Raw genomic sequence first — 26,300 nt, 5'->3', positions numbered from 1 at the left:
GCTTTTTCTTCTCCTCCACTATATATGCGAAAACGCTGTCGAGAAAAAGATGACCACCCTGACAACAGCCGACAGTGACTCTTATTCCTCGCCAAAGGATTCGACCAGACAGGCCACGAACCCAATGGGAAGAGAGGGGTGGCGTGCCGATGATCGGAATGGGCAGACTGCTTTTTGAACTGGGTGAGAGACTGCAAGGAAAAGCACACTTGCGATTTCTAACAGCAGGATGGGAGCGCAGGATCGGAATTGTTGTGGATGATTCACCGTCACAATGGCAATTGACGATAGCAAAAGGTGTTGCATCCTGGGACATATGGACAGAAGAGCAGTCTGCCGATTTGATCATCAGGGGAGCGGAGAAGCAAATGCACATGCTGCTTGGCGGCGATGAGCTTGTCTATGTACTGGCCAAAGAAAAGGTGCAAATAGCAGGACCATTGCGCGACCAATTAAAGCTCGATGCCATTTTGCGACTGACCTGTCGGTGAACTGTCTATTGGGTAGTGTGATATAATAGGAAGAAATGGTTTTGGAGGAGGCGCTTTGATGTCCACTGCTATGTCGTTGAAACAGACAGTTGCTGCACGTAAAGATGCTATTGCCGAAACATTCCGTCATCTGCATGAAAATCCGGAGATAAGCTGGAAGGAAGTAGAAACGACTCGTTATTTGGCGGAGCGCATGCGGGCCTTGGGACTGCGTGTTACGACTTTTGACGATTGTACAGGATTGGTAGCTGAATGGGGCGAAGGAAAGCCAGTTGTTGGCTTGCGTACAGACATCGATGCTCTCTGGCAAGAAGTGGGCGGTGAGTGGCGCGCGAATCACTCCTGCGGTCATGACGCCCATATGACACTGATCGTGGAAACGGTAGAAGCATTGGTTGCCGCTGGATATCAACCGCCGGGAACATTAAAGATTTTGTTCCAACCAGCAGAAGAAAAAGGAACGGGTGCATTGAAGCTGGTGGAGAAAGGTGTCGTCGATGACATCGATTATTTGTACGGTGTTCACTTACGACCGATTCAGGAGATGGCAAATGGAACAGCGGGACCCGCCATCTACAACGGAGCAGCCATGTTTCTCTACGGGGAAATACATGGAGTAGCTGCGCACGGAGCGAGACCACATCTCGGGATCAACGTGATAGAAGTAGCGGGAGCGATTATCTCTGGTCTCGGACATATACATATCAACCCGATGGTGCCTGCCACCGTCAAAATGACCATGCTGCAAGCCGGGGGAGAGAGCTACAACATTATTCCAGACAAGGCGCGTTTCGCTCTCGATCTGCGAGCGCAGACGAATCAGGCGATGGATGACCTCGTGAATCGTGTTCGTCAAATGATCGACGGAATCGCGGAGTCTTTTCAGGCACGCATAGAGGTAGAGTCGGGGTCCCGTATGGTAGCGGCAGAGGTCGATGATCAAGCCAAGGCATTTATGGAGCAGGCGATCATAGATGTGCTCGGTCAAGAGAATTTGCGAGCGGCGCCAGTCAGTCCAGGTGCGGAGGATTTCCACTACTATACGGTGGAGCGCCCTCATATCAAGGCGACGATGCTGGCTCTCGGCTGTGATTTGGTGCCGGGGCTTCATCACCCGCTGATGCATTTTGACCGCTCTGCATTGGAAAAAGGTGTGGCGATTTTGTGTCAAACAGTCGTAAAAACGTTTGAAAATACGTAAATCTTTATGCCTTGTGAGAGCAACACTAAGGGAGTAAACTCTTGGTGTTGCTCTTTTTGTGGGGAAAATGCCTCTGTGTATTTCACTAATAGTCGATAGACTGCTTGGTTTGTGGACAAAATACTGCTGTTGGGGAATAATACGCATGAGGAGGGTTATTCACACATTCTCCATAAGAGATTATAAAATTATGTAGCTTATTTAGCTAAATGTGATATACTAATTACATAATCGAGCGACAATTAGAAAGTCACAATAAATGGTACACATTTTGGGAAGGAGATCGTTCACACATGGAAACCAATACGGTTCAAAAGCTTACTGACATTCTTGGAGCTACAAAAGTGTATCATAACTTGCCTGTAGCTAATCTTGTTGAAATGGCAGTGAAGCGTGGCGAAGGGATTTTGACCGATAAGGGGGCGCTCAATGCGCTAACAGGGAAGTTTACCGGCCGTTCGCCAAAGGACAAATTTGTGGTGGACGAAGCTTCCGTACACGATAAAATCAACTGGGGTCCGGTTAACCAACCAATCAGTACTGAAAAATTCCAAGCACTTCAACAAGACGTGCTCCAATACTTGCAATCAAAAGATGAACTGTTTGTCTTCGATGGTTTTGCAGGGGCAGATACAACCTATCGCCTGCCAATCCGCGTAGTGAACGAATTTGCTTGGCATAACCTGTTTGCACGTCAGTTGTTCATCCGTCCATCCGAAGAAGAACTGGCTACGCACCAATCAGAATTCACCGTTATCTATGCCCCTAATTTCAAGGCAAATCCTGCCGTACACGGCACGAACTCCGAGACCTTCATCGTAATGAGCTTTGAGCAAAAGACAGTGTTGATCGGTGGCACTGAGTATGCAGGCGAAATGAAAAAGTCCATCTTCAGCGTCATGAACATGCTGCTTCCAGAGCGCAATGTACTCTCGATGCACTGCTCTGCAAACGTAGGCAAAGATGGAGACGTTGCCCTGTTCTTCGGATTGTCCGGTACAGGAAAAACAACGCTGTCTGCTGACCCGGACCGTTTCTTGATCGGTGATGATGAGCATGGCTGGTCTGACAATGGCGTGTTCAATATCGAAGGCGGATGCTATGCAAAATGCGTGAAGCTATCTGAAGAAGGCGAACCGCAAATTTGGAAAGCAATCCAGTTCGGTACCGTGCTTGAAAATGTAGACGTAAACGAAGAGACTCGTGTAGCAGACTACGATAGCATCAAATATACAGAGAATACACGTGCTGCGTACCCAGTGGAAGCGATTCCGGGTGCTGTGATTCCAGGCGTGGGCGGGCAACCAAATGTCATCGTCTTTTTGACAGCCGATTCGTTCGGTGTATTGCCTCCAATCTCCAAGCTGAATAAAGAGCAAGCGATGTACCACTTCCTGTCTGGCTACACCAGCAAAATGGCAGGTACAGAGCGTGGCGTAACTGCTCCGCAAACAGAGTTTTCTACTTGCTTCGGATCTCCATTCTTGCCACTGTATCCGGTAGTATATGCGGAAATGCTCGGTAAGAAGATTGACGAGCGCAAGGTTCAAGTATACCTGGTGAACACTGGTTGGACTGGTGGCCCGGTAGGTGTTGGAAAACGGATGAAGCTGTCCTACACACGTGCGATGGTAACAGCAGCATTGAACGGTGAGCTGGAAAAGGTAGACTATGTAGCTGACGAGATTTTCGGAGTACAAGTACCGACTTCTTGCCCGAACGTTCCTGCTGAAGTTCTGCAACCACGCAATACATGGACAAACAAGGAAGACTACGACAAGCAAGCGGCTGATCTGGCTGCACGCTTCATTGAGAACTTCGAGAAAAAATTCCCGAATGCAGCAGATATTGCGAATGCGGGTCCAAAAGTAAAGTAATGCAATAGGAAAGAAACGGGTAGACAATAAGGTCTATCCGTTTTTTCTTCGTGAAAACAGAAAAAAACGTCAGCGTGTGACCGACGATTTTGAGCTTATCCGTTACTTGTTACCATTTCCATTTGACTGTCGGAAAAGAGTCAGGTAAGCTTCCGAAGGGACCTCTTCAGTGGAGTGATAGCGATACATAACGAGAAACTCCTGATCACTTTGGAAACGACCTCTTTCTCAGGCATGCAATAGTACAAGCTGCCTTTCGGATCAGTTGGATCACAGGGAAGAGGTAAGGTGTTTTTTACAAAAAGTACCTGGAATTTAGACGGAGATGTATGGTTAAAAGTTACAAAGGGAAAAATGCTGCGGAGGCAAGAATATTTAGGAAGGATTCATGAGCAAAAACGGACTTTCTAAATATAATGATATAAAAAATACAGATATGTTTCATTCCTTGATTTATAATTATTCTTATTATAAGATAGTTATTGAGAATGGATTGAGAATTTACCAACTCACTTTTGACGTGTATGGAGGGAATTCAGATGACAGCAGTACCGCATTTGCAAATAAAAAACCTTCGCGCCAAGATCGAGGACAAAGAGATCCTCAAAGGCCTGAATTTGGAGATCAAGGGCGGCGAAGTGCACGCGATCATGGGACCGAATGGTACCGGTAAATCGACATTGGCATCCACGCTGATGGGTCACCCGAAATATGAGGTAACTGACGGCGAAGTGCTGATCAATGACGAAGACTTGTTGGAAATGGCAGTAGACGAGCGCGCACGTGCAGGCCTGTTCCTGGCGATGCAATATCCGTCTGAAATCAGCGGTGTCACTAACTCTGACTTCCTGCGTTCTGCGATCAACGCGCGCCGTGGCGAAGGAAATGAAATCTCCCTGATGAAATTCATCCGTGAGATGGACAAAAAGATGAACACGCTGGAAATGGATGAGTCTTTCTCCCATCGTTACCTGAACGAAGGTTTCTCCGGCGGTGAGAAAAAGCGTAACGAGATTCTGCAAATGATGCTCTTGGAGCCAGCCATCTGTATTCTGGATGAAATCGACTCCGGTTTGGACATCGACGCATTGAAAATCGTTGCAGCTGGTGTAAACGAAATGCGCTCCGCAGACCGTGGATTCTTGATTATTACGCACTACCAGCGTTTGCTGAACTATGTAAAGCCTGACTTCGTACACGTCATGATGCAAGGTCGTATCGTGAAGTCCGGTGGTCCTGAGCTGGCTGAACGCCTGGAGGCAGAAGGCTATGACTGGATCAAGGAAGAGCTCGGCATCGAGGACGAAACCGTAAACGCCAACGTGTAGGAAGAAGGAGGCAGCAGTGAAATGAGTGTGGATGTACAGCTACGCTTCGATTCCGAGGCGATCACCCAGTACTCCAAAGCTAATCAGGAGCCTGCCTGGTTCCTGGAAAAGCGCCTCGCTGGACTGAAGGCGGCGGGAGAGCTGGCGCTCCCTGCCTTGGAGAAAACGAAGATTGATAAATGGAATACCGTTGATTTCGATCCGTTCCAAACCACTGCAAAGGTGGCAGCGGCGAATGAACTCAGCGATTTGGTAAAAGCACAAATCGATGTCGACAGCGTGAAAAACCTGTTGGTACAAAAAAATGCTTCTACCGTTTTTCAAGTAGTTTCCGAAGAGCTGAAGGCTCAAGGCGTGATTTTCACGACTTTTGCTGATGCACTGCAAACACATGGCGATCTCGTGCAAAAATATTTGCTGAACGTTATCGCTCTTGATGAGCACAAGTTGACTGCTCTGCATACCGCAGTTGTGAATGGTGGCGTATTCCTCTACGTTCCGAAAAACGTGGAAGTAGATGTTCCCCTGCAAGCTGTGTATGAAATCGCAGGCGACAACGCTCTGTTGGCTCCACATGTTTTGATCGTGGCAGAAGCGAACAGCAAAGTAACCTACGTGGATACATATGTATCTGGCGAAGGCAAAAGCATGGTTGCGAACAGCATTGTTGAAGTATATGTAGGCGCGGGCGCATCTGTGCAAGTAGCTTCTGTACGTTCTTTGTCTGTAGACGTTCACGACTACAGCTTCCGTCGTGCAACCGTTGAGCGCGATGGAAAAATGGAATGGATTTTGGGTGAGATGAACGATGGCAATACCGTTGCCAACAACACAACGATCCTCAAGGGAACTGCTTCGATCGCAGAGACCAAATCCATTTCTGTAGGGACAGGTTCCCAACGTCAAAACCTCACTTCCCAAGTTCAGCACATCGGCACGCACACTGAGTCGGATATGGTGAGCAAGGCTGTTATGACGGATGAAGCAGTGAGTATCTTAAACGGTATCACGAAAATCGAAAAAGGCGCTGAAAAGTCAAACGGCGTACAGGCGGAAAACATCCTGATGCTGAGCGAAAAATCTCGCGGTGATGCCAACCCGATCCTGTTGATCGACGAGGATGACGTTAAAGCGGGTCACGCAGCTTCGGTAGGACGTTTTAGTGAAGAATCTATCTTCTACTTGATGTCTCGTGGTATTTCCCGTCAAGGTGCAGAACGTCTGATCGTTCTCGGCTTCCTGGAACCAGTTGTTGCTGAGATTCCAGTAGAAGAAGTGAAAAACAGACTCCGTCAGGCGCTTGAAAGGAAGTTAGGCTAATGAACGCCAAGGAGCTTCGGAAATATTTTCCCATCCTACACCAAGAAGTAAACGGACATCCGCTCGTTTATTTGGATAATGGTGCAACCTCTCAAAAACCGATTCAGGTTATCGAGGCGATGGATAAATACTACAGGGAGTATAACTCCAATGTGCACCGTGGCGTGCACACCTTGGGTAACATAGCGACAGACGGGTACGAAGGCGCGCGTGAAAAAGTTCGCGCCTTCATCAACGCCCGTGAAGCCGCAGAAATCGTCTTTACGCGTGGTACGACATCTGCTTGTAATACGGTAGCGTACGGCTATGCTCGCATGTTCCTCAAGCCGGGAGATGAAATCGTGACCACATTGGTGGAGCATCACGCCAATTTCATTCCTTGGCAGCAGGCAGCCAAGGCGACCGGAGCGACTTTTAAGTTCATTCCGCTGGCAGAGGACGGAACCGTTACTCTGGAAGCGGTCAAGGAAACGATCACGGACAATACCAAGCTCGTTGCCATTCACCATGTTTCCAACGTATTGGGGGATACTACCCCAATCAAGGAAATTGCCCAAATCGCTCATCAGCATGGTGCACTTTTGTTTGTTGACGGAGCGCAGGGTGCTCCACACAAGAAAATCGACGTCCAGGATTTGGATTGCGATTTTTATACGTTTTCAGCGCATAAGATGGCTGGTCCGACAGGAGTAGGTGTTCTGTACGGCAAGCGTGAGGTGCTGGAGCGTGTGGAGCCGATGGAATTCGGCGGAGAAATGATCGACTATGTGGATATGTACGATTCCACGTGGAAGGAGCTTCCTTGGAAATTTGAAGGAGGTACACCGATCATCGCAGGAGCTATCGGATTGGGAGCAGCAATTGACTTTTTGGAAGAGATCGGTATGGACAATATCGAGCGTCATGAAAAACATCTCGTCAAGTACGCGATGGAACAAATGCGCGAAATAGAAGGATTGAAGATTTACGGCCCACAGCAGGACCGCAGCTGTTTAATTACATTCAACCTGGATACAGTACATCCGCATGACCTGGCGACGGTGCTGGACAGTTACGGAATCGCAGTTCGTGCCGGTCATCACTGCGCACAACCGCTGATGCGTTGGCTGAATGTGACGGCTACCGCTCGGGCAAGCTTCTATCTGTACAACACAGAAGAAGAAGTAGATGTGCTGATCGCGGGCTTGAAGAAGACGAAGGAGTATTTCGGCAATGTCTTCTCTTGATGATTTATACCGCCGCGTCATTATGGATCACTACCAGAAACCGCGCAACCGCGGAAAGCTGGAAGAATCCGACGGACTCATTGTGAATTTGAATAACCCGACCTGTGGCGACAGCATCTCGCTCTCCTTGAAAGTGGAGGATGGCAAGGTGGTTGACGCGAAGTTTCTTGGTGAAGGCTGCTCAATCAGCATGTCATCTGCATCCATGATGACGGATGCTGTCAAAGGCAAGCCAGTAGCAGAAGCACTGGAGCTGTCGCAAAAATTCTCTGATATGATGCAAGGCAAAGAAATCGATGACTCGATTGATCTTGGTGATATCGAAGCGTTGTCTGGCGTAGCCAAGTTCCCAGCGCGAATCAAGTGCGCGACATTGGCTTGGAAAGCATTGGAGCAAGGTGTCAAACAGGCAGAGCAGGAATAGTGATAGGTAAGGGACATGAACACGAAGGAGTGAGCAACGATGGCTGTTAAAGGCCCAGAAATACAGGATTATCAGTACGGTTTCCACGATAAAGACGTTTCAGTATTCCGTACGAAGAAGGGTTTGACCCGCGAGATCGTCGAGGAAATTTCGAAGATCAAGGATGAGCCAGCATGGATGCTGGAGTTCCGTTTGAAATCGCTGGACATCTTCAACAGCATGCCGATGCCAAAATGGGGCGGAGATCTGGATGACCTCGATTTTGACAGCATCACCTACTACGTAAAGCCTTCTGAAAAGCAAGGCCGTAGCTGGGATGAAGTACCAGAAGAAATCAAGGCAACCTTTGACAAACTGGGTATTCCTGAAGCAGAGCAAAAGTTCCTCGCAGGTGTATCTGCTCAGTATGAATCCGAGGTAGTGTACCACAACATGCAGGAAGACCTGGAAAAACTGGGCGTTCTCTTCTGCGACATGGATTCCGCAGTAAAACTGCACCCAGAAATCGTGAAGGAACACTTCGCGACGATTATTCCTCCAGCAGACAACAAGTTTGCTGCACTGAACTCGGCAGTGTGGTCCGGTGGTTCCTTCATTTACGTACCAAAAGGCGTAAAAGTAGAAACTCCGCTACAAGCATACTTCCGTATTAACTCGGAGAACATGGGTCAATTCGAGCGTACGCTGATCATCGCTGATGAAGATTCGTTCGTTCACTATGTAGAGGGCTGTACAGCTCCGATCTACAGCACGGACTCCTTGCACTCCGCTGTCGTAGAAATTATCGTAAAAGAACGCGCTCGTTGCCGTTATACCACGATCCAAAACTGGTCCAACAACGTATACAACCTCGTTACGAAACGTGCGGTTGCATATGCAGATGCGAACATGGAATGGATCGATGGTAACATCGGTTCCAAGCTGACGATGAAATACCCAGCAGTTATCATGAAAGGACCTCGCGCAAAAGGTACTGTTCTTTCCATCGCAGTAGCAGGAAAAGGACAACACCAAGACGCAGGTGCGAAAATGATTCACCTGGCACCAGATTGCACATCGACGATCATTTCCAAGTCGATCTCCCGTGATGGTGGAAAAGTAACCTACCGTGGTCTGTCCCAGTTTGGACGCAAATCGGAAGGCTCCAAGTCCAACATTAAGTGCGATACGCTGATTTTGGATAAACTGTCCACGTCTGACACGATCCCGTACAACGAGATCATGAACGACAGCATCACGCTGGAGCATGAAGCGACTGTATCCAAAGTATCTGAGGATCAACTCTTCTACCTGATGAGCCGCGGTCTGTCAGAAACAGAAGCTACTGAAATGATCGTAATGGGCTTCATCGAGCCATTCACAAAAGAATTGCCGATGGAGTACGCGGTAGAGATGAACCGTCTCATTAAGTTTGAGATGGAAGGTTCTATCGGATAACCCTTGCGCCACAAGGGTTACAAGCTTCGGATGAAGTGTTTGCCCACAATTTGCCCACAATTTAGCTGGGCATGTAATTCACGTAGAGTGAAAGGGCATCATCTTCAATCTTCTTTGTAACATGTAAATACGTGTCCGCTGTGACTTTCACGCTTGCGTGCCCAAGTCGCTCGGACACGTATTTTATATTTATCCCTGCTTCTAACATGTGAACAGCATGGGTATGCCTAAGGGCGTGAGGTGAGAGAACGGGCAGATCAGCTCGCTTACAAATCTCTTTAAAGTAATCCCGGACCACGTTGGTACGGAGCCAGCGCCCGTCATGCTGGTGGAAGATAATATTGTCTTTGGTTGGTTTGTAGTTCTCATACATCAGACAAACCTCTTTTTGGTTGATCCTATGTCGCTTTATTAGTTTTAGTGTGATTTCGTCTAGTTTGATGGTCCTTTCACTGCTTTTTGATTTCGGTGTGGATAGGTAAGGAAGCGAGTTTAATGGATAGACTAGAGTCTTATTTATCGTTATTGTTTTCGAGTCAAAATCAAGGTCATCCCAGGTTAGTGCAAGCGCTTCTCCGACCCGAAGACCGGTACGAGCGAGTAGTGTGAAAAAAGCATAGTATTGGATAGAGTGTTGGTATTTCGCATTTTTCACTGGAGCTTTTACACATTCCAAGAACCTTTCTAGTTGCTCTCGTGTAAAGTAAGCCACCTTGCTTGACTTGTCCACTTGCTTTGGGATCTTGATCTTTTGAACAGGGTTTTCCCGTAAGATACGAAACTCGTGAACGGCGTCATTCATTGCTGTACTGAATATGCTGTGGATTCGTCGGACTGTTCCCTCGCTGTAATGACCACGTAGCTCGTTGATCCATTTTTGATAATCATTTCGGGTGATGTCTTTCAGTCGGTAATTTCCCCAACGAGGCAAGATGTTAAGACGGACATTCCTTTCCTGGAGAGTATAAGTGATCGGTTTCACATTGGGCTTCTTATATATCTCCAACCAATCGTCGAAGAAGTTACTTATTCTTTCGCTTCCGTTCTCAGCAAAACCGAAAAGGTTGATCTTTGATTCCTCTTCAGTTGCTGCAAGTTGTGCCTCTTTCTTCGTTTTAAATCCTCCCTTTGTTTTCTCTTTGTATTGTCCACTTTGCCTGTCTGTATATCTAATTCTGTATTCCCATGCTGTCCCACGTTTCCGGAAAGATGCCATTTAATATACTCCATTTCAATTTGAATTTAAAAAAAGCGCATCCGATTGGGTGCGTCTTTTTATTGGTTCCTTTTTTGAAGCAAAGTAACAATGTAATTGCTCAAGCTTCTGTTTTCATTTTTTGCTTCTTCTTCAAGTTTCGTTTTTAACTCTTTGGGCATTGTTATGAGTGCCTTGGTAGTTTCTGATGACATGATTCTTCACCTCCTCTCCAAAGTATAAACAATCTAATATAGTATTGCAATACTCTGTATCTATGTATATACTTTGGATATCTAATAGATATAAAGGAGATATCCGAATGGGTAAGAGCATGTTATTAGAAATGCAGCCGTTTAGCTATTTTGCTTCAAAGGAACAACTAAGGCACTCTATCAATGAACGGGTACGAAAATTAAGAAACAAGCTTACTCCATCAACTATGTGTGTTCTGGATATATTAAGGCTACGATCAATGAAAGTTTTAGGAGTTTCGTATCTAAAAATCGAAACAATCATGGCTTTAACAAAAGTAAGTCGGGCAAGCGTAGAAAGGGCTATTAGAAAGTTGGAACAAGTAGGCTTCATAAAAAGAGTTACAACCATTAGAAAAACGGGACTCCAAGGGGCGAACATTTACTATTTTTTGCCTTCGGATGACGGGGTTGAGGTGACGGGGTTGGACAAGCCTAAAACACCTGAGAAATCAAAGCTTGAGGTGCCTAAGCAGGAAGCTAATACAGGGGTTTTTAATACTCCAAAAAGACCAAAAGATACTAAGAAAAATAACGTAAACGGAACGCACCTCACGAAAGACAGCTCAGTAATTCCCTCATACATCCCGAAAGAATTCTCCAATTTGATCCAGCAGGGCTTTGAGAGCGGTCACGTGATAAAGCAATTCTGGAGCAAGGTGGTCCTGTTTAAGCGGGTGACTGGGTGGACTCGTAACGAAAACGTGTTGCCAGTTGCCTCAGATGCCTGGGAGTACACCAAGAACGAATACAAGAGGGATAAAAAAGAGTGGGAGCTCGATCGATTCTTAAAATGCTTTTTCGGGACGATGAAACGGATCGAGGAGAAAAGAGTCGAGGAGCACGCAGCAATTTGGGCATAATTTTTAAAAAAGTTTGCCGATACTATAAAATTCTGTTAAGGAAAATGCTATACTATTTTGGGTAAAATTTACTTTTGTCAATGATCAATTTAAAAACTGGTAAAAGCAAAAAGCCAACGGGGCTTGAGCAGCTGCGAACTGCTCAAACTCTTTACCACCAAGGATACAGCTTGGTAGCGGGCCGAAAGCCACTTTCCGTTGACATAAACAATATTTTACAGCTTTGATTAGGATACAACAAGTGGCGCAATAAACTAAATCCTGCCATCATATAATTGGTGAAAGGCTTTTGCTTCTCAAAGGAGAGAAGTGAATAATGCCAAATCCTAAACGTAAACAATTTGGAATGTTATTAAAGAATCTGAGAAATGACCGAGGATGGAACCAGGACAAACTCGCCGAAGAGTTGGACGTCTCAAGACAAACGATTGCAAATACAGAACGAGGTCAGAATGTCCCGAAAGCAAAATTTGTAGAACACGCTTTTCAATTGTTTGGTTCGGCAGAGCTGATCGAGCGTTACATCAGTATCCAAGAGGATAGGAAAGAACTTATGGCATTGGCAGCTGCTGTTGTAACAGAACAGTACCATCCTGTCGTTAATTCAGTCATGAAACAGATAATCAGAGAATCCCTAAAGACTAACGATCTTCATTCAATTTTCTCGACGTTATTTCAGATGATCATGTGGGAGTTAAAATTCAAAGGGAAAGTAAACCGACGCAAAAACGATTGGTTGATTATGGTGACGCAGTATCTTGATCCAGACCCGGATGCTTTTTTTGAAATGATCGAAAAGCTTTACCATCATTCGAGAGAATCCAGTAACTTCTCTGCTTTTATTACAATTACTGAGGGCATTAAATGCAAGGTAACACTAGGGAATAGCCGCCTGTCACAGATTCTTTGCTATCAAGCCAATGCGTATTTTTACTCTGGTAATGTACGAAAAGCCTACAAAGTGTCATCTAGGGCACTGGACGTCATGAATGGTGAAGTATACAAGCATACAGCTTTTGCTTACCATCGGCACGCACTGATTTGCATGCAACAAATTGAGTTTGAAGAAGCTCTTGAAGCAGAACTGGTCAGCCTAAGTCTCCTAAAGCCATCTGAATATCATTATTCGATTGTAAAGGCTGGGCTTGCCCGTTTGTACTATATGAACGAGGATTATGGCAAAGCGAACGAGTTTTGGGAAGATGCATTCACAAAGTATGATGTGCACGATCCTGCAAGAACGCATTCGTTAAATGATATGATAATGATGGAAATCAAGCTGGGGAACATGGAACAAGCACACGCAAAGATCATTGAATGTGATAAACTCTTGGACCGTGCAAAGGAAAACAAATGGCCCCACTACGATGTAGAAAGTATGCTTTTGAGAAGAAACAAGGTAATGCTTGAAGTAGTCGAGAGTGGAAACTTTCTCTCTCCAGCAGTGGGGAATATTCTTCAAGAGCTTAACAACAGCTATTTAAGAGATGAACGTGAACTAACAAAAAATTTTATCCTAGAGAGAATGTTTTTTTCTAGTAGAATATAGGTATATCGGAAAAGGAGGAATTATTATGAAAAAATTACTTGTTGTACCTGTTTTAGCTATGATGTTGGCTCTCGGGGTGTTTAGTGGATCAGCACTAGCTGGACCACCTGAATGGGCTCCGGCACAAGGCGACACATTGCCACCAAGCAATGGAGGAGCTATTGTAGCGCTTAGTGGCCCACCGGAGTGGTAATGATTTTCGGTAATTAAAACCATAAATGTAAAGTGATTTACAATTTTTGGTGAAAATAGGTTGTTGCACTTTACAGAAAAAAGAATTTGATTGGTATAAAATGACGATAGGTAAATAAGCCTGTCGTCATTTTTTATGTTGTGGAACTGGAAATATTTTAAAAATGCACAATCAATTCATACAACAAACAAGAACGAATGTTTGATTCAAGGGGGAGAAGTGCGTGGTCACAGTTAAGTCAACAAAATGGACTCCAGATCTGGTAGGGATTTTACATAATCTTTTAAAAGAGGACCATAGTGAAGCTCTCCAACAAATCGAAAATATCGTTTCGCAAGAAGTTCCAGATAATATAAAAAACGACCGATCTCTCCGTTGAGATTGGTCGTTTTATTTCAAAGCGTTCAATATTCCTATTACACGATCCAGGCTTTCGTCGCTGTCGTCCATTGCCATCAGGATACGAACGGCCTCTTTCTTCTTATCGTTGATGTCTGGGTCATTGAGGATTTTTTCGAAAGCATTTGCGACTTCTACCAAACCGGCTAATTTTAATAGATTCTCTAAAGGATGGTCATAAGCAGTAGCAAGTTTTTGAAGTGTTTCTGTAGTTGGGTTTACTGGTTGTTTCGTACTTCGATTCACACCCAATTCCAGATCGCGAATGTAAGAGAAGCTTAAACCAGTTATATCTGATACTGCTCGCAAGGAGAGTTTTTTGGCTTTTCTCAGTGATTCAATGGTTCTTCCAAGTTCATTTTGCATAGGGGGTAACACCTCTTTTGTGTTGTGTTCACACAACAAATTGTAGTATATATACGACGTAATGGGAAGAGATCATTTGTTCTTTGTGGTAAATTTTCAAAAAAAGTTATTGACGATATGTTGTATGTACAATACAATTCGTCGTATGGATACAACGTAAGTAAGCTTGCCAACTACAACTCGTTGCCTGTAAGCAACACTAGGGAGGTGAATCCCCTATGAAAAATTACATCAGGATTTTACGGAGAAGCCCGGAATATGATCTATCTCAAGAAGAACTAGCAATTGCCCTTGGAACAACACGAGACCGGATCAGTGCGATAGAAAATGGATCAGTTCCTGGTGGTAAATTGATGCTGAAAATTTGCACCTTTTTCAATCGTGATATACGCGAAATTTTTTTTGAAGACATTGTTGTATGCACAACACATATGCGTAAAAAAAAACAGCAAAAAAGGCAAGTTAAAAAAGCAATCAGAGGTAGAGTATGACATTCGGGGACGGCTGAAATATCATCCAGAATTCCATCCGAACCAGGGTAAGAGATTCACCGATGAGGAGACAACCTACCTTTGTAAATTCTACGCGACCGATACTCTCAAATCTCTATCACTTGCTCTTGGTCGCCTAGAAAAGTCGCTAGAGTACAGGATTGCATACCTCAAGAAAACAGGGCTCTTCGATTACTACCGCGCTAAATGGGATCGCCAAATTAATGTTTAAAGAAGGGAGTGAACATTTTGAAAAAGTTAGTAGCTATTGATTTAGATGAACAAGAGGTAAGAAATATGTGCCATGAAAAGATTTCAGAATTGATCAAGGAAGTCGATGCAGAATTGGTTTTTTGGGACAAGAAAGAGCTAGTACGTAGAACCATGATGTGTTGGCCCACTATTCTTAATCAGTTCTTTTATGATCCCAGATTCACCAAACATAAAATCGGAACAAAATGGTACTTCCCGGCTAAGGAGACTAGAGATTTTTTGATTAAATGGCTATCTGAACAACCGAAGCATTGATTCATGGTGGATAACCCCGAAAGGAGACGAGTAAGGATGGGCAAATTCGTACCTGTTTTTACGGACCTGGAAATGGCAGTTACCAAAATACTCAATGAGCGTACGGCAATGGGCCTCAAAGCCGCTATTTTAAGAGACACGACCATGAGTGTGTCGGAGGATGTTTACACCCGCCATGTGGTGATTGGGGACTCAGTAGGCTTGCATACGTTGCATCAGTTCTGCCATCAAACACGAAGCGGCGAGATCGACGGGTTTGGTCTTAGTGTGAATTGTGTTGGAGTCTATGACATCCGTAAGTATATGCGGTATTTGGAGGGTGAGGAGAAGTGAGGTATGACTTCGATTCTGCAATACAGAGGATAGCAAAGCTTTGGAGCATCTACCGTTCCCTGCGCGAACAGCCAGCTGACGGCTCATGGGACTGGTGGCTTGTGAATGAAATCAACGCGCTGGAAAGTGAAATGGCTACAGCCAGGGAAAACGAAAAGGCCACTGCTCGCAACAGTGACCAATTCAACACACAAACAAATTTGAATAGTGCTATCCTACCACAGTTTCTTGGTGGTGGACAAGCACTATGACACGAGCTGCAGCAGCCGTCGTCATCGAAGACGGACTTGAATATGATTCGTACGGCAGGATGCAATACCATCCAGAATTCCACTTCAATCATGGAACGCCATTCGAAGAGGATGAGTTGGAGTACCTCTGCAAGTTCTATGAAACAGATTCAACGAGATCACTTTCATTTGCTTTAGGGAGAACGGAACGCACAGTAAGAAGCAAGATAGATCAACTGAGAAAAACCGGGATGTATCAGGTGTATATAGATCGTTGGAATGCGCGGTATGACCTTAAATCTAACTGAAATTACAGGAGGAATATGGATATGAAATCAACAGGCGTTGTAAGAAAAATCGATAATTTGGGACGAGTTGTTTTGCCAAAGGAGCTGCGTAACATCTTTGATATTCCAGAAGGCACCCCGATGGAAGTCTTCGTGAACAATAACCAAATCATTCTCAAAAAGTATGAGCCAGGTTGCGCTTTGTGTGGAAGTGTTGAGGACGTACAACCTCATAAAACTGGAAAGTTGGTTTGCAAGGCTTGCCTGTGAAACGCGGGCTTCGGCCCTGCGTGCAGCTGATAGAAAATTGTCAGTTGCACGGAGGTTCGAACCTCCAAGTAATACATAGCGGGGTCATCGGGATCAGTCATCGGAGCTGTACGGCTGGCAGAGAGGGTGGGCTGCTGGCGGCCTCGTGACTAAAGAGAAGGGAGGAGAAAAGTATGTTCAAATTGGACGATTTTGCAAATGGCGCTCTCACTGAAAAATTCAACACGGAGGCGCAACGGGTCTTGGAAAACATCGCTGATCCAAATACCGACCCAAAGAAGGCACGGACCATCACCATGACTATCACACTCAAAGCCGATGAAAACCGCGAGCTGGCTATGGTGGATATCAACACGAAAGCGTCGCTAGCTCCATCAAAAGGCGTGCAAACCAAAATCATCATGGGGCGTGACAGACAAGGGAAGGTTGAAGCTGCCGAGTTGAAATCTGGAGCAGTAGGTCAAACATACATCACGGATGAAGGTGATTTTGCAGACGACAAGGGTAACAAAGTTGTTCAGTTCAAATAACCAGGAGGGGTACTCGTGATTAAAGAAGCCTTGCAATATTTGATTGGTCTTGGAAACACAGAAATCTTGACTGCTGCAACAGGTCAGGAATACGCCTCACAGCCGGTTCACTTGATTAAGCAGCCAACACCAGAGGCTTTAGTTGTTCGGAATCTTTCAGGGCTAGTTGATTATCTGATTAACAACTTTGACGACCAGCCTCCAGTCCTTGTCCATGTCGCTAGTCCGACAAGGGTAGATGTTTTTAGTTCGTACAACCAGGATTTTAACAGAAATCATTTGATTCAGGCCAAAGCACTACTTCCCAGGATAACTTTCGGACAATTTATGGATGCGGAATCTTTCAATATTCTTTTGCAAAGTTGCTTTGTCCCTAATGATGCTCGGGCAATCGTGCTAAAAGTAATTGGCAACTTAAAGGAAGAGACGGTATCCAATATCGGGGATGACGGAGTTTCACAACAAGTGACAGCAAAGACAGGCGTAGCAACGGTCGAAAATATCATTGTTCCTAATCCAGTTGCTTTGAAGCCGTTCAGGACATTTGTAGAAATCGAACAGCCCGAAAGCGAATTCGTTTTCCGCATGAAGTCTGGGCCAACTGCTGCTTTGTTTGAAGCAGACGGAGGGGCATGGGAACTGACTGCGATTGCCAGAATTAGTGAGTATCTGCAAGGTGCGCTTGAAGATGAAATCAAAAGTGGAAAAGTAACAATTATCGCCTAGTTATCCAAACAGAAAAGGACTCCGCTGCAACGGAGTCCTAAGTACAACTATGGTTGGCTTCATGCTACCACAGATGACGCCAGGAGGGAAGAACATTGCTTTGTATGAAGGGCGATGAAGTCAAGATGAAATCCGGCGAAATCGGAACAGTAATTGATACATGGGGGATTGCCCGGGATTGGTGCAAAGTTAAGGCAAATGACGGGCAAATCATTATTACCATGACTGAAAATATTGAATCAATCCTCAAGCGTAATCGAGAGAAATCGAGGAGGAAGCCATGATAACAATTAGCAAGTTGGAAATCGAAAACGTCAAACGTGTCAAAGCCGTCAAAATCGAGCCGACAAGAGCGGGATTAACGGTGGTCGGTGGGAAGAACGGACAAGGCAAGACGAGTGTGTTGGATGCCATAGCTTGGGCATTGGGTGGTAATAAATATCGCCCTTCCCAGGCTGAACGGGAAGGATCGGTGGTTCCGCCGTATCTCCATCTCGTCCTATCCAATGGGCTGGTCGTTGAGCGTAAAGGTAAAAACTCTGATTTGAAGGTGATCGATCCAAACGGCCAGAAAGGCGGTCAGCAGCTGCTTGATAGTTTTGTCGAAGAGCTGGCAATAGATTTACCGAAATTCATGAATTCTACGAGCAAGGAAAAGGCAAATATCCTGCTCCGCATTATCGGCGTTGGTGACAAGCTTCATGAGCTAGAAACCAAGGAAAAGGAGATTTACAACCAGCGCCATACGATAGGTCAGATTGCTGATCAGAAAGCCAAATTTGCCAAGGAACAACCGTATTTTCCAGACGCACCGAAAGAGCCGATTTCCGCGTCGGAGTTGATTCGCCAACAGCAAGAAATACTTGCTCGAAATGGTGAGAATCAGCGTAAACGGCAGCGGGTGGTTGAAATTCGGGCAGATTATTTTAGACAACAACAAGAAGTTAAACGACTGACAGAACTGTTAAACGATGCTCAGGCTAAATTCGAACAGCTTGGTAACGATCTAGGGATTGCGCAAAAAGATACACTCGACCTAATGGACGAGTCGACCGAAGCGTTGGAAGCCAACATTCAGCAGATCGACGAAATCAACCGCAAGGTCAGAGCAAATTTGGACAAGGACAAGGCCGAAACGGATGCAAACGACTACCGCGTGCAATACGAGGCATTGACGGGCAACATCACGGCGATCCGTCAGCAAAAGACAGATCTTCTGACAAATGCGAATTTGCCGCTGCCTGGGCTGTCTGTCGAGGATGGTGAGCTGACCTACAACGGGCAGAAGTGGGACAACATGAGCGGTGCCGAGCAATTGAGGGTAGCCACCGCGATTGTTCGCAGGCTCAAGCCAAATTGCGGATTTATCTTGTTGGACAAGCTTGAGCAAATGGATCTGGAGACTTTGAACGAATTCGGTCGTTGGCTGGAGCAGGAAGGACTACAGGCAATTGCTACTCGAGTCAGCACGGGAGATGAGTGCTCTATCATCATCGAAGACGGATACGTTGCTGGGCAGGAAGGTGTTCAGGTGCAACAGCAGCCAGAAGCGATTGATCCGGCCCCAACATGGAAAGTAGGTGAATTTTAATGCAAGTCATCAGTGGAAAAGTAGAAAAGGCCAAGAAGGTTGTGACCTATGGTCCAGAGGGTATTGGGAAATCCTCTTTGGCTGCACAGTTCCCTCGCCCCATCTTTATAGATACGGAAGGGTCCACTACGGAAATGGAAGTCGACCGCCTGCCGAAGCCGACTAGCTGGGAAATGCTCCGGCAGCAGGTGGAGTGGGTGAAGCAACAGGGTAGTCGATTTGGAACGCTCGTTATCGATACGATCGATTGGGCCGAAATGCTTTGCGTGGAGAGTATTTGCGCGAAGCATCAGAAAAACGGTGTTGAGGACTTCGGCTACGGAAAAGGCTACATCTACGTCGCGGAGGAACTTGGTCGCTTTTTGAACCTACTCAGCGATGTCATCGAAGCCGGCATTCATGTTGTGTTGACTGCTCACGCGCAAATCATTAAGTTCGAGCAGCCTGACGAGATGGGTGCTTATGACCGCTACCAGCTCAAGCTGGGACAAAAAACTGGTTCGAGAACAGCGGCACTCGTCAAAGAATGGGCTGATATGGTTCTGTTCATCAATTACAAGACGTTTTCTGTTGCTACGGACAAGGAAGGCAAGAAGAACAAGGGGCAAGGTGGCACACGCACGGTTTATGCAACGCACCATCCAGCGTGGGATGCGAAAAACCGCCATGGTCTACCGGACGAGTTCCCACTGGACTATCGCTATCTTTCCCACATCTTCAATGGTTCTGGTTCTGCAAACGTATCAGCTCCTGCGCAGCAACAATCGTCAGAGGGATGGTCAATGCAATCACCTGAAGGTGGTGGATGGGTAAATACTGCGCCATCGCAAGTTTATGGGCAGCCTCAGTCGCCTACGCAGCCAGACGCGGGACAGCCACTTGCACAGGAACAGCAACCTTCTGCCGATGAAGCATTGAAACCGCATATTCCGAATGACATTCCACCTTCATTGCGGGACCTGATGGTCCAACATCAGGTGTCAGAAAACGAGATTCAGATTGTGGTAAGCAATAAGGGTTACTATCCGATGGATACGCCGATCAGTAATTACGACAAGGGATTTGTGGAAGGTGTACTTGTGGGTGCTTGGCAACAAGTGTTTCAAATGATTCAAGAAACCAGAAATGACTTGCCATTTAATTAACAACGGGAGGAATTAGACATGAACAATATGGAGAGAGAATTCGGCTGGGACGACGAGATTCAAAAGGATGGTGGCGGGGACTTTGTTTTGCTCCCTGTAGGTGACTACAATTTTACAGTTACTAAATTTGAACGAGCCCGATTTGCTGGAAGCGAAAAAATGCCGCCTTGCAATCAGGCAAAGATGGAAATTACCATACACTCTCCAGAACATGGTGACGTTGTGGTTTTCCATAATCTATTCCTGCATAGCAAGACGGAAGGTCTGCTCTCCAATTTCTTCGCTGGGATTGGGCTCAAGAAGAAAGGCGAACCACTGCGAATGAACTGGAATGCCACGCTTGGACGTAGAGGTCGCCTGAAACTTGAGGTGCGAAACTACACGAGTAAGGGTGAGCAACGATCTAGCAATCAAATCAAAAGTTTCTATGATTACGATGACATCGCTGCACAACAACAGCAGCCACAATACAATCAGGCTTCACAGTACAATCAGCAACCACAATACCAGCAACAAAACCAATATCAACAGCAACAACAGTATCAACAGTCACAACAGCAGTATCAGGCACCGTTTCCAACGGGCGGGCAGCAAAGCGGCGGGTTCACGCCGGGCCAGTTTTAGGAGGTAATTATGGAGCTTAGACCTTATCAACAAGAGGCGCGCGACTCCATTCAAAACGAATGGAAAAACGGTGTGAAAAAGACGTTGTTGGTTCTTCCGACCGGATGTGGCAAAACAATCGTGTTTTCGAAGGTCATTGAAGATCGGGTAAGGCTGGGCGAGCGTGTGCTCGTCCTGGCCCACCGCGGGGAGCTGCTTGACCAGGCGGCGGACAAACTGGAGAAGTCAACAGGTTTGAAATGCGCAAGGGAAAAAGCCGAGCAAACGTCAGTTGGTAGCTGGTTCCGTGTTGTTGTAGGCAGCGTGCAAACGATGATGCGTGAAAAGCGTTTGGAGCGATTTGATCATGATTTCTTCGATACGATCATCATTGACGAAGCGCATCACTGCATTTCTGATAGCTACCAACGGGTTTTGCAGTATTTCGAGACGGCAAACATTCTGGGAGTAACGGCCACACCGGATCGCGGCGACATGCGCAATCTGGGGAGCTATTTCGAGAGCCTGGCCTATGAGTACACGCTGCCGAAGGCGATCAAGAGCGGTTATCTCAGCCCGATCAAAGCAATGACGATTCCTCTCCAACTGGATTTGACCTCAGTTGGGCAACAGGCGGGTGACTTCAAGTCAAGCGACCTGGGGACAGCTTTGGACCCGTATTTGGAATCTATCGCTGCTGAAATGTGGCGAGTAGCGCAAGACCGAAAAATCGTCGTGTTCCTGCCACTTGTGAAGACGAGCCAGAAATTTACTAACATCCTGAATTCATTCGGATTTCGGGCTGCCGAAGTCAATGGAGAATCACAGGATCGGGCGCAGATTTTGGAAGATTTCGATAACGATAAATACAATGTCCTATGCAATTCCATGCTGCTGACAGAGGGCTGGGATTGCCCAAGCGTAGATTGTGTGGTTGTCTTGCGGCCTACCAAAGTTCGCAGCTTATATAGTCAGATGGTCGGGCGTGGTACCCGGCTACACCCTGGAAAAACTGAATTGTTGTTGTTGGATTTCCTGTGGAATACCGAGCGGCACGAGCTCTGCCATCCAGCGCATTTGATTGCTGAGAATGAGGAGATCGCTAAAGCCATGACTAAACAGATTGAGGAAGCAGGCATTGCGCTTGATCTGGAAGATGTCGAAAAGCAAGCCGTGGAAGATGTGATTGCGCAGCGTGAGGAAGCACTTGCCAAGCAACTGGAAGAAATGAAGAAACGGAAGCGCAAGCTGGTCGATCCGCTCCAATTTGAAATGAGTATCCAGGCAGAAGACCTCTCCAGCTATGTTCCGTCTTTCGGATGGGAAATGGCACCGCCGAGTGATAAGCAAATCAAAACGCTGGAGAAGCTGGGCATTTTACCAGAAGAAATCCATAACGCTGGTAAAGCGACGAAGCTGCTAGAGCGCCTGGACAAAAGGCGTGAGGAAGGGTTGACCACGCCCAAGCAAATCAGGTTCCTGGAGCAACGAGGGTTCGAACATGTCGGCACTTGGTCATTCGATAATGCAAAACGCCTGATTGATCGGATCGCAGCCAATGGTTGGCGCATGCCAGATGGTGTTAATCCAAAAGAGTATCGCGGCGAGTAGCTATGAGGAGGGTAATATGAACGCTCTTAAATCAGTTCAATTGATGCGCAAGTATGCAAATTGTAAGGAATGCGGTAACGACAAAGTTGGCAACGGCGAAGGAGCTTTGCTCATTGAAGACGATATTTTCAAACGCAGTTGCAAATGCGGATGGAGTATTGAAGTGGATGAAAACGATAACCCATTGCTAAATCTGAGTATAGCTGCCTGGGCGACTATAGGTCCAAGAAAAATCTACGAGATCCATGATAAAGATGATAGGTTCTTCGGCTATGTCAGCGTTAATGAATTGCAGAAAATGGGCTACGTAAAGCGCATCGATCATTGCAAAAAGGCGGAGGAGTTTTTCAATACTCCCGATGGATTGGCATGGGTTAAGAAAAATAGATTTTTCATTGTGATGTAAAGGTTGTGACATTAATGGAACGTAATTTGGACCTTATTGCGCTGCTGGCTTACATCGACCCGGCCTATCTGGCTTATCAGGAATGGATCAATGTCGGCATGGCTCTCAAATATGAAGGATATACAGCAAGTGATTGGGATGATTGGAGCAAGCGCGACGGGTCCCGTTACAATCCAGGCGAATGCTTCAAAAAGTGGACGACATTCGAAGGAACAGGCGGTAAGCCAGTCACTGGCGCGACAATCACACAGATGGCGAAAGACAACGGATGGATGCCGCGTTCTGGCGGTGAAGACAGAGAGTTGGGCTGGGACGATGAGATTGCGGGCGATTACGTAGTGGTTGATAAGAACTGGATCGAAGGCAAGGAGATCCACGAGCCGGCTGTGTGGAATCCGGTGCAGCAGCTAACAACGTATCTGACCACACTGTTTGAGGCATCCGAAAATGTTGGGTACGTGGTGGATACATGGCAGAACGATGAAGGGAAATTCCTGCCCACCAAAGGGGCATGGGACCGGACAGCAGGCGAGCTGATTCAATTGCTTAATCAAAGCAATGGCGATATCGGGTCTGTGCTGGGAGACTACAATCCCGAAGCAGGAGCCTGGATACGATTCAATCCGCTCGATGGCAAGGGCGTGAAGAACGATAACGTGACCGAATTCCGGTACGCCTTGGTAGAGTCCGACACCATGGACATTGAAAAGCAACACGCGATTATGCGCGAGCTGGAGCTGCCAATCGCTGTCCTCGTGTATAGCGGCGGGAAGAGTCTCCACGCAATCGTTCGTATCGATGCGGTCAGCTACGACGAATATCGGAAGCGCGTAGATTACCTGTACAACGTGTGCAAAAAGAACGGCTTGAACATCGATAATCAAAACCGCAACCCCTCCAGGCTTTCCCGTATGCCGGGCATTGAGCGGAACGAAAAAAAGCAATTCATTGTAGATACCCACATTGGGAAAAGCAGTTGGGCTGAATGGAATGAATGGATCGAAGGTATCAACGACGATTTGCCGGACCCAGAGAGCCTGGCAAACTATTGGGACAATATGCCGCCGTTGGCTCCACCGTTAATTGAGGGTGTACTCAGACAGGGACATAAAATGCTGATGGCAGGGCCGTCAAAGGCTGGTAAATCGTTTTTGCAGATTCAGCTTAGTATCGCCATTGCTGAGGGCATCAAATGGTTAGTGTGGCAATGTACACAGGGAAAGGTTCTTTACGTCAATCTGGAGCTAGACAGCGCCAGTGCCTTAGATCGTTTCAAGAATGTTTACCTGGCCTTGGGGCTACAGCCTCGCAACATTGACAATATCGACATTTGGAATTTGAGAGGCAAATCCGTACCAATGGACAAGCTGGCTCCGAAATTGATCCGGCGGGCAGCCAAGAAAAATTACATTGCGGTCATTATTGACCCGATCTACAAGGTCCTGACTGGCGACGAGAATAGCGCTGACCAAATGGCCCATTTCACGAACCAGTTCGATAAGATCGCGACGGAGCTCGGGGCCAGCGTCATCTATTGTCACCACCATTCAAAGGGTTCTCAAGGTGGCAAAAAGTCGATGGACAGGGCCAGTGGCAGCGGCGTGTTTGCCCGCGATCCAGACGCGCTGATCGACCTAGTGGAGCTAGATGTAACAGAGGCTTTACTCAAACAAGAGGAAAACAAGGCGGTATGCGCCGTATACAAGCAGCTCTTTGAAAAATTCAATCTGAACTATTTGGACGAGCATGTCTCCCAGGACGATCTACTGAGTACCAGGGCGATGGAGGATCACGCCAAACGCGCCATACCAAGGCAAGCAGAAGCAGCCAAAGAGAGCCTTGAACAAGCTGTGCGCAGTGTCCGCAAACGATCAGCATGGCGCGTGGAGGGCACGCTGCGCGAGTATCCAAAATTCGATTCAGTCAACATGTGGTTCCAGTATCCCGTCCACCGCGTAGACGATGTAGGCAGCCTGAAAGACATCGAGCCAGAAGGCGATGCGCCAGCCTGGAAGAAGGCAACGAGCAAGAGAAAAGATAAAGCCAACAAGGAGCGCCGAAGCAAGGCAGACGAGTTCGAAGATGCTGTCAACAATTGCAATATGGGCGAGGCTCCGACAGTCAAAGACCTTCAAGAGTGGTTTTCGTCAACTGGAAAAACGGTTGCTGATCGTACAATCCGGGACTGGATAGCGAAATTCGGTTACTGGATCGACAAGAACAACGGAAACGTCGTTGTCAAAAAAGAAGACGGTGACGGCGGCAACGATCATGATTAATGCCGCCGCACAAAATCCGCTGAACGGCGGCGGAAACCATAATTTTATGATCATTTCCGCGCGGCGGATATACGATTTTTATGATGAACGCAATTCGGCGGATTAGCGGCGGGGATTTGGTACGTCATGGTGCATGCCGCCGGGAGGCGGGGACTCTATATATAAATATATAGGGATAGGGAGTGGCGTGTCGCAAGCGCCACTCCCCCTCCCCCTACATTTATTTAAAAAGCCGCCGCCGCAAATTTCAAAATGGAAGTGGTAAAATGGCGACCGAATTTTTTATGGCGATGATTCCCCCGACTGCTACGCATCAAGAGAAGAAGGTGTCTGGTGCAAACGGCAAACCAACCTTCTATGAGCCTGATAACCTCAAAGCAGCACGAGCAAAACTAACAGCTCATCTCGGGCAACATGTACCGAAGCAAAAATATACCGGAGCTTTACGAGTAATAGTCAAATGGCTTTTTCCGATTTCAGAGGGGAGTAAGCATTTCGACGGAGAGTGGAAGATCACTAAACCAGATACACACAATTTGAATAAACTTCCGTTCGACATTATGACTGATTTGGGATATTGGACTGATGATGCCATTGTGGCAAGTGAGATCATCGAAAAGTTCTGGGCCAAGCGCCCAGGAATCTATGTCCGAATCGAAGAGCTATAGCCTATGGATTACAAAGCCTTTTACGACGATGTCGTTAGCTGGATCAATCAGGTTAACCAAGCTGCTGCTAGATACGGGATGCATACTGAGCAATTCTGGGTATGGGTAGCAGATTCAACTGCAGCTATCAGCAAGAAGTATCAGAATAATCGGCTGGTCATCAAACAAATGCTCATGCTCGTTAACTGGCTTGAAGAAGTGTATGAAAACAGCATCAATACTAAAGGGTAAACGGTTAATCTGCTGGATAGACTCGACCGTCTCCACCAAACAAGTTGCGGACTACAGCGTAAACTCGCACAGGCAGGGACGGAAAAACAATAGCAATATGATTCGGTGGAATTTTTAGCTGCTTCGACTGAACGAGTGCAAACGGGATAAACCGTTCGGATAATACCCTAACAAGTGCATTCGCTTCGGACCAAGTAACGACATAGTAAAACGACCTTTCCACATGACAACACTCCTTTTTCTTGGAG

31 protein-coding genes are annotated in these 26,300 nt (G+C 46.5%); 27 read left to right on the top strand and 4 right to left on the bottom strand.

Going from position 1 to position 26,300, the window contains the following annotated elements; translation table 11 throughout:
• Positions 1-149 precede the first annotated feature (149 nt).
• The 8 genes from C7R93_RS17120 (at position 150) to sufB (ending at position 9,304) form a co-directional block, all read left to right on the top strand.
• The gene (locus C7R93_RS17120; protein ID WP_106839952.1) at positions 150-491 is read left to right on the top strand and encodes an SCP2 sterol-binding domain-containing protein; all 342 of its coding nucleotides are present in this window, start codon (positions 150-152) and stop codon (positions 489-491) included.
• 58 nt (positions 492-549) lie between these two features.
• Positions 550-1,692 carry a M20 peptidase aminoacylase family protein gene (locus C7R93_RS17115; RefSeq protein ID WP_106839951.1) on the top strand — a complete coding sequence of 381 codons (1,143 nt, stop codon included), beginning with the start codon at positions 550-552 and terminating at the stop codon, positions 1,690-1,692.
• Positions 1,693-1,985: 293 nt separating this feature from the next.
• The gene (pckA, locus tag C7R93_RS17110) at positions 1,986-3,569 is read left to right on the top strand and encodes a phosphoenolpyruvate carboxykinase (ATP) (protein ID WP_106839950.1); all 1,584 of its coding nucleotides are present in this window, start codon (positions 1,986-1,988) and stop codon (positions 3,567-3,569) included.
• A 539-nt stretch (positions 3,570-4,108) separates the two neighbouring features.
• The gene (gene sufC / locus C7R93_RS17105; protein WP_017251436.1) at positions 4,109-4,897 is read left to right on the top strand and encodes a Fe-S cluster assembly ATPase SufC; all 789 of its coding nucleotides are present in this window, start codon (positions 4,109-4,111) and stop codon (positions 4,895-4,897) included.
• 21 nt (positions 4,898-4,918) lie between these two features.
• The gene (gene sufD / locus C7R93_RS17100; protein WP_106839949.1) at positions 4,919-6,217 is read left to right on the top strand and encodes a Fe-S cluster assembly protein SufD; all 1,299 of its coding nucleotides are present in this window, start codon (positions 4,919-4,921) and stop codon (positions 6,215-6,217) included.
• A complete protein-coding gene (locus C7R93_RS17095; RefSeq protein WP_048034590.1) occupies positions 6,217-7,443 on the top strand; it encodes a cysteine desulfurase in 1,227 nt (408 codons plus the stop codon). Before sufD ends, C7R93_RS17095 begins: the two co-directional genes overlap by 1 nt.
• The gene (gene sufU, locus C7R93_RS17090) at positions 7,430-7,867 is read left to right on the top strand and encodes a Fe-S cluster assembly sulfur transfer protein SufU (protein WP_007726380.1); all 438 of its coding nucleotides are present in this window, start codon (positions 7,430-7,432) and stop codon (positions 7,865-7,867) included. The genes C7R93_RS17095 and sufU overlap by 14 nt, the downstream gene beginning before the upstream one ends.
• Before the next feature lie 39 nt (positions 7,868-7,906).
• On the top strand, positions 7,907-9,304 hold the full coding sequence (gene sufB, locus C7R93_RS17085; protein ID WP_106839948.1) for a Fe-S cluster assembly protein SufB: 1,398 nt from the start codon (positions 7,907-7,909) through the stop codon (positions 9,302-9,304).
• 61 nt (positions 9,305-9,365) lie between these two features.
• Here sufB and C7R93_RS17080 read toward each other — a convergent pair whose 3' ends face one another.
• Positions 9,366-10,520: a tyrosine-type recombinase/integrase gene (locus C7R93_RS17080; protein ID WP_106839947.1), complete on the bottom strand. Its 1,155-nt coding sequence runs from the start codon at positions 10,518-10,520 to the stop codon at positions 9,366-9,368.
• A gap of 59 nt (positions 10,521-10,579) precedes the next feature.
• A complete protein-coding gene (locus tag C7R93_RS30935) occupies positions 10,580-10,714 on the bottom strand; it encodes a DNA-binding protein (protein WP_106839946.1) in 135 nt (44 codons plus the stop codon).
• Positions 10,715-10,821: 107 nt separating this feature from the next.
• Between C7R93_RS30935 and C7R93_RS17070 the strand changes: the two genes are divergently transcribed.
• The 3 genes from C7R93_RS17070 (at position 10,822) to C7R93_RS30060 (ending at position 13,358) form a co-directional block, all read left to right on the top strand.
• The gene (locus tag C7R93_RS17070) at positions 10,822-11,616 is read left to right on the top strand and encodes a helix-turn-helix domain-containing protein (RefSeq protein ID WP_158264034.1); all 795 of its coding nucleotides are present in this window, start codon (positions 10,822-10,824) and stop codon (positions 11,614-11,616) included.
• A 316-nt stretch (positions 11,617-11,932) separates the two neighbouring features.
• On the top strand, positions 11,933-13,165 hold the full coding sequence (locus C7R93_RS17065) for a helix-turn-helix domain-containing protein (RefSeq protein ID WP_106839944.1): 1,233 nt from the start codon (positions 11,933-11,935) through the stop codon (positions 13,163-13,165).
• A 25-nt stretch (positions 13,166-13,190) separates the two neighbouring features.
• On the top strand, positions 13,191-13,358 hold the full coding sequence (locus C7R93_RS30060; RefSeq protein ID WP_158264033.1) for a hypothetical protein: 168 nt from the start codon (positions 13,191-13,193) through the stop codon (positions 13,356-13,358).
• Between the two features lie 390 nt (positions 13,359-13,748).
• On the opposite strand, the gene C7R93_RS17060 is transcribed toward C7R93_RS30060, so the two are convergent.
• Complete coding sequence (locus C7R93_RS17060; protein ID WP_106839943.1) at positions 13,749-14,123, bottom strand: helix-turn-helix domain-containing protein; 375 nt, start codon at positions 14,121-14,123, stop codon at positions 13,749-13,751.
• A gap of 218 nt (positions 14,124-14,341) precedes the next feature.
• Here C7R93_RS17060 and C7R93_RS17055 point away from each other — a divergent pair, with 218 nt between their 5' ends.
• The 16 genes from C7R93_RS17055 to C7R93_RS16970 all read left to right on the top strand — a co-directional run bounded on the left by C7R93_RS17055 (position 14,342) and on the right by C7R93_RS16970 (position 26,052).
• Positions 14,342-14,614, top strand: a complete 273-nt coding sequence (locus C7R93_RS17055; protein WP_106839942.1) for a helix-turn-helix transcriptional regulator — start codon at positions 14,342-14,344, stop codon at positions 14,612-14,614.
• A gap of 297 nt (positions 14,615-14,911) precedes the next feature.
• Positions 14,912-15,142 carry a group-specific protein gene (locus C7R93_RS17045; protein ID WP_106839954.1) on the top strand — a complete coding sequence of 77 codons (231 nt, stop codon included), beginning with the start codon at positions 14,912-14,914 and terminating at the stop codon, positions 15,140-15,142.
• A 36-nt stretch (positions 15,143-15,178) separates the two neighbouring features.
• Complete coding sequence (locus C7R93_RS17040) at positions 15,179-15,475, top strand: hypothetical protein (RefSeq protein WP_106839941.1); 297 nt, start codon at positions 15,179-15,181, stop codon at positions 15,473-15,475.
• 247 nt (positions 15,476-15,722) lie between these two features.
• Positions 15,723-16,013: a DNA-entry nuclease gene (locus C7R93_RS17030; protein ID WP_106839939.1), complete on the top strand. Its 291-nt coding sequence runs from the start codon at positions 15,723-15,725 to the stop codon at positions 16,011-16,013.
• 21 nt (positions 16,014-16,034) lie between these two features.
• On the top strand, positions 16,035-16,262 hold the full coding sequence (locus C7R93_RS17025; protein WP_106839938.1) for an AbrB/MazE/SpoVT family DNA-binding domain-containing protein: 228 nt from the start codon (positions 16,035-16,037) through the stop codon (positions 16,260-16,262).
• 173 nt (positions 16,263-16,435) lie between these two features.
• Positions 16,436-16,792, top strand: coding sequence for a replication terminator protein (locus C7R93_RS17020; RefSeq protein WP_106839937.1), 357 nt, complete (start codon positions 16,436-16,438; stop codon positions 16,790-16,792).
• 15 nt (positions 16,793-16,807) lie between these two features.
• Positions 16,808-17,518 carry a hypothetical protein gene (locus C7R93_RS17015; RefSeq protein WP_106839936.1) on the top strand — a complete coding sequence of 237 codons (711 nt, stop codon included), beginning with the start codon at positions 16,808-16,810 and terminating at the stop codon, positions 17,516-17,518.
• Positions 17,519-17,613: 95 nt separating this feature from the next.
• Entirely contained in the window at positions 17,614-17,802 is a 189-nt protein-coding gene (locus tag C7R93_RS17010; protein WP_106839935.1) for a hypothetical protein, read from the top strand.
• Positions 17,799-19,109 (top strand): AAA family ATPase, encoded by a 1,311-nt coding sequence (locus C7R93_RS17005; RefSeq protein WP_106839934.1) that lies wholly within the window; start codon positions 17,799-17,801, stop codon positions 19,107-19,109. The genes C7R93_RS17010 and C7R93_RS17005 overlap by 4 nt, the downstream gene beginning before the upstream one ends.
• A complete protein-coding gene (locus C7R93_RS17000; protein ID WP_106839933.1) occupies positions 19,109-20,254 on the top strand; it encodes an ATP-binding protein in 1,146 nt (381 codons plus the stop codon). Before C7R93_RS17005 ends, C7R93_RS17000 begins: the two co-directional genes overlap by 1 nt.
• Positions 20,255-20,272: 18 nt before the next feature.
• Positions 20,273-20,878, top strand: a complete 606-nt coding sequence (locus C7R93_RS16995) for a hypothetical protein (protein WP_106839932.1) — start codon at positions 20,273-20,275, stop codon at positions 20,876-20,878.
• Positions 20,879-20,887: 9 nt separating this feature from the next.
• Entirely contained in the window at positions 20,888-22,468 is a 1,581-nt protein-coding gene (locus C7R93_RS16990; protein ID WP_106839931.1) for a DEAD/DEAH box helicase, read from the top strand.
• A gap of 16 nt (positions 22,469-22,484) precedes the next feature.
• A complete protein-coding gene (locus C7R93_RS31040) occupies positions 22,485-22,874 on the top strand; it encodes a DUF3797 domain-containing protein (RefSeq protein WP_106839930.1) in 390 nt (129 codons plus the stop codon).
• Between the two features lie 14 nt (positions 22,875-22,888).
• A complete protein-coding gene (locus tag C7R93_RS16980; RefSeq protein WP_106839929.1) occupies positions 22,889-25,153 on the top strand; it encodes an AAA family ATPase in 2,265 nt (754 codons plus the stop codon).
• 266 nt (positions 25,154-25,419) lie between these two features.
• Complete coding sequence (locus tag C7R93_RS16975; protein ID WP_106839928.1) at positions 25,420-25,821, top strand: RusA family crossover junction endodeoxyribonuclease; 402 nt, start codon at positions 25,420-25,422, stop codon at positions 25,819-25,821.
• 3 nt (positions 25,822-25,824) lie between these two features.
• The gene (locus tag C7R93_RS16970) at positions 25,825-26,052 is read left to right on the top strand and encodes a hypothetical protein (RefSeq protein WP_106839927.1); all 228 of its coding nucleotides are present in this window, start codon (positions 25,825-25,827) and stop codon (positions 26,050-26,052) included.
• A gap of 4 nt (positions 26,053-26,056) precedes the next feature.
• Here the strand turns inward: C7R93_RS16970 and C7R93_RS16965 are convergent, their stop codons facing one another.
• Positions 26,057-26,275: a hypothetical protein gene (locus C7R93_RS16965; RefSeq protein ID WP_106839926.1), complete on the bottom strand. Its 219-nt coding sequence runs from the start codon at positions 26,273-26,275 to the stop codon at positions 26,057-26,059.
• Positions 26,276-26,300 lie beyond the last annotated feature (25 nt).

Origin of the sequence: Brevibacillus fortis, assembly GCF_003013395.1 — a bacterium.
Classification (GTDB): domain Bacteria; phylum Bacillota; class Bacilli; order Brevibacillales; family Brevibacillaceae; genus Brevibacillus; species Brevibacillus fortis.
This window is presented reverse-complemented; position numbering and strand designations above follow the sequence as displayed.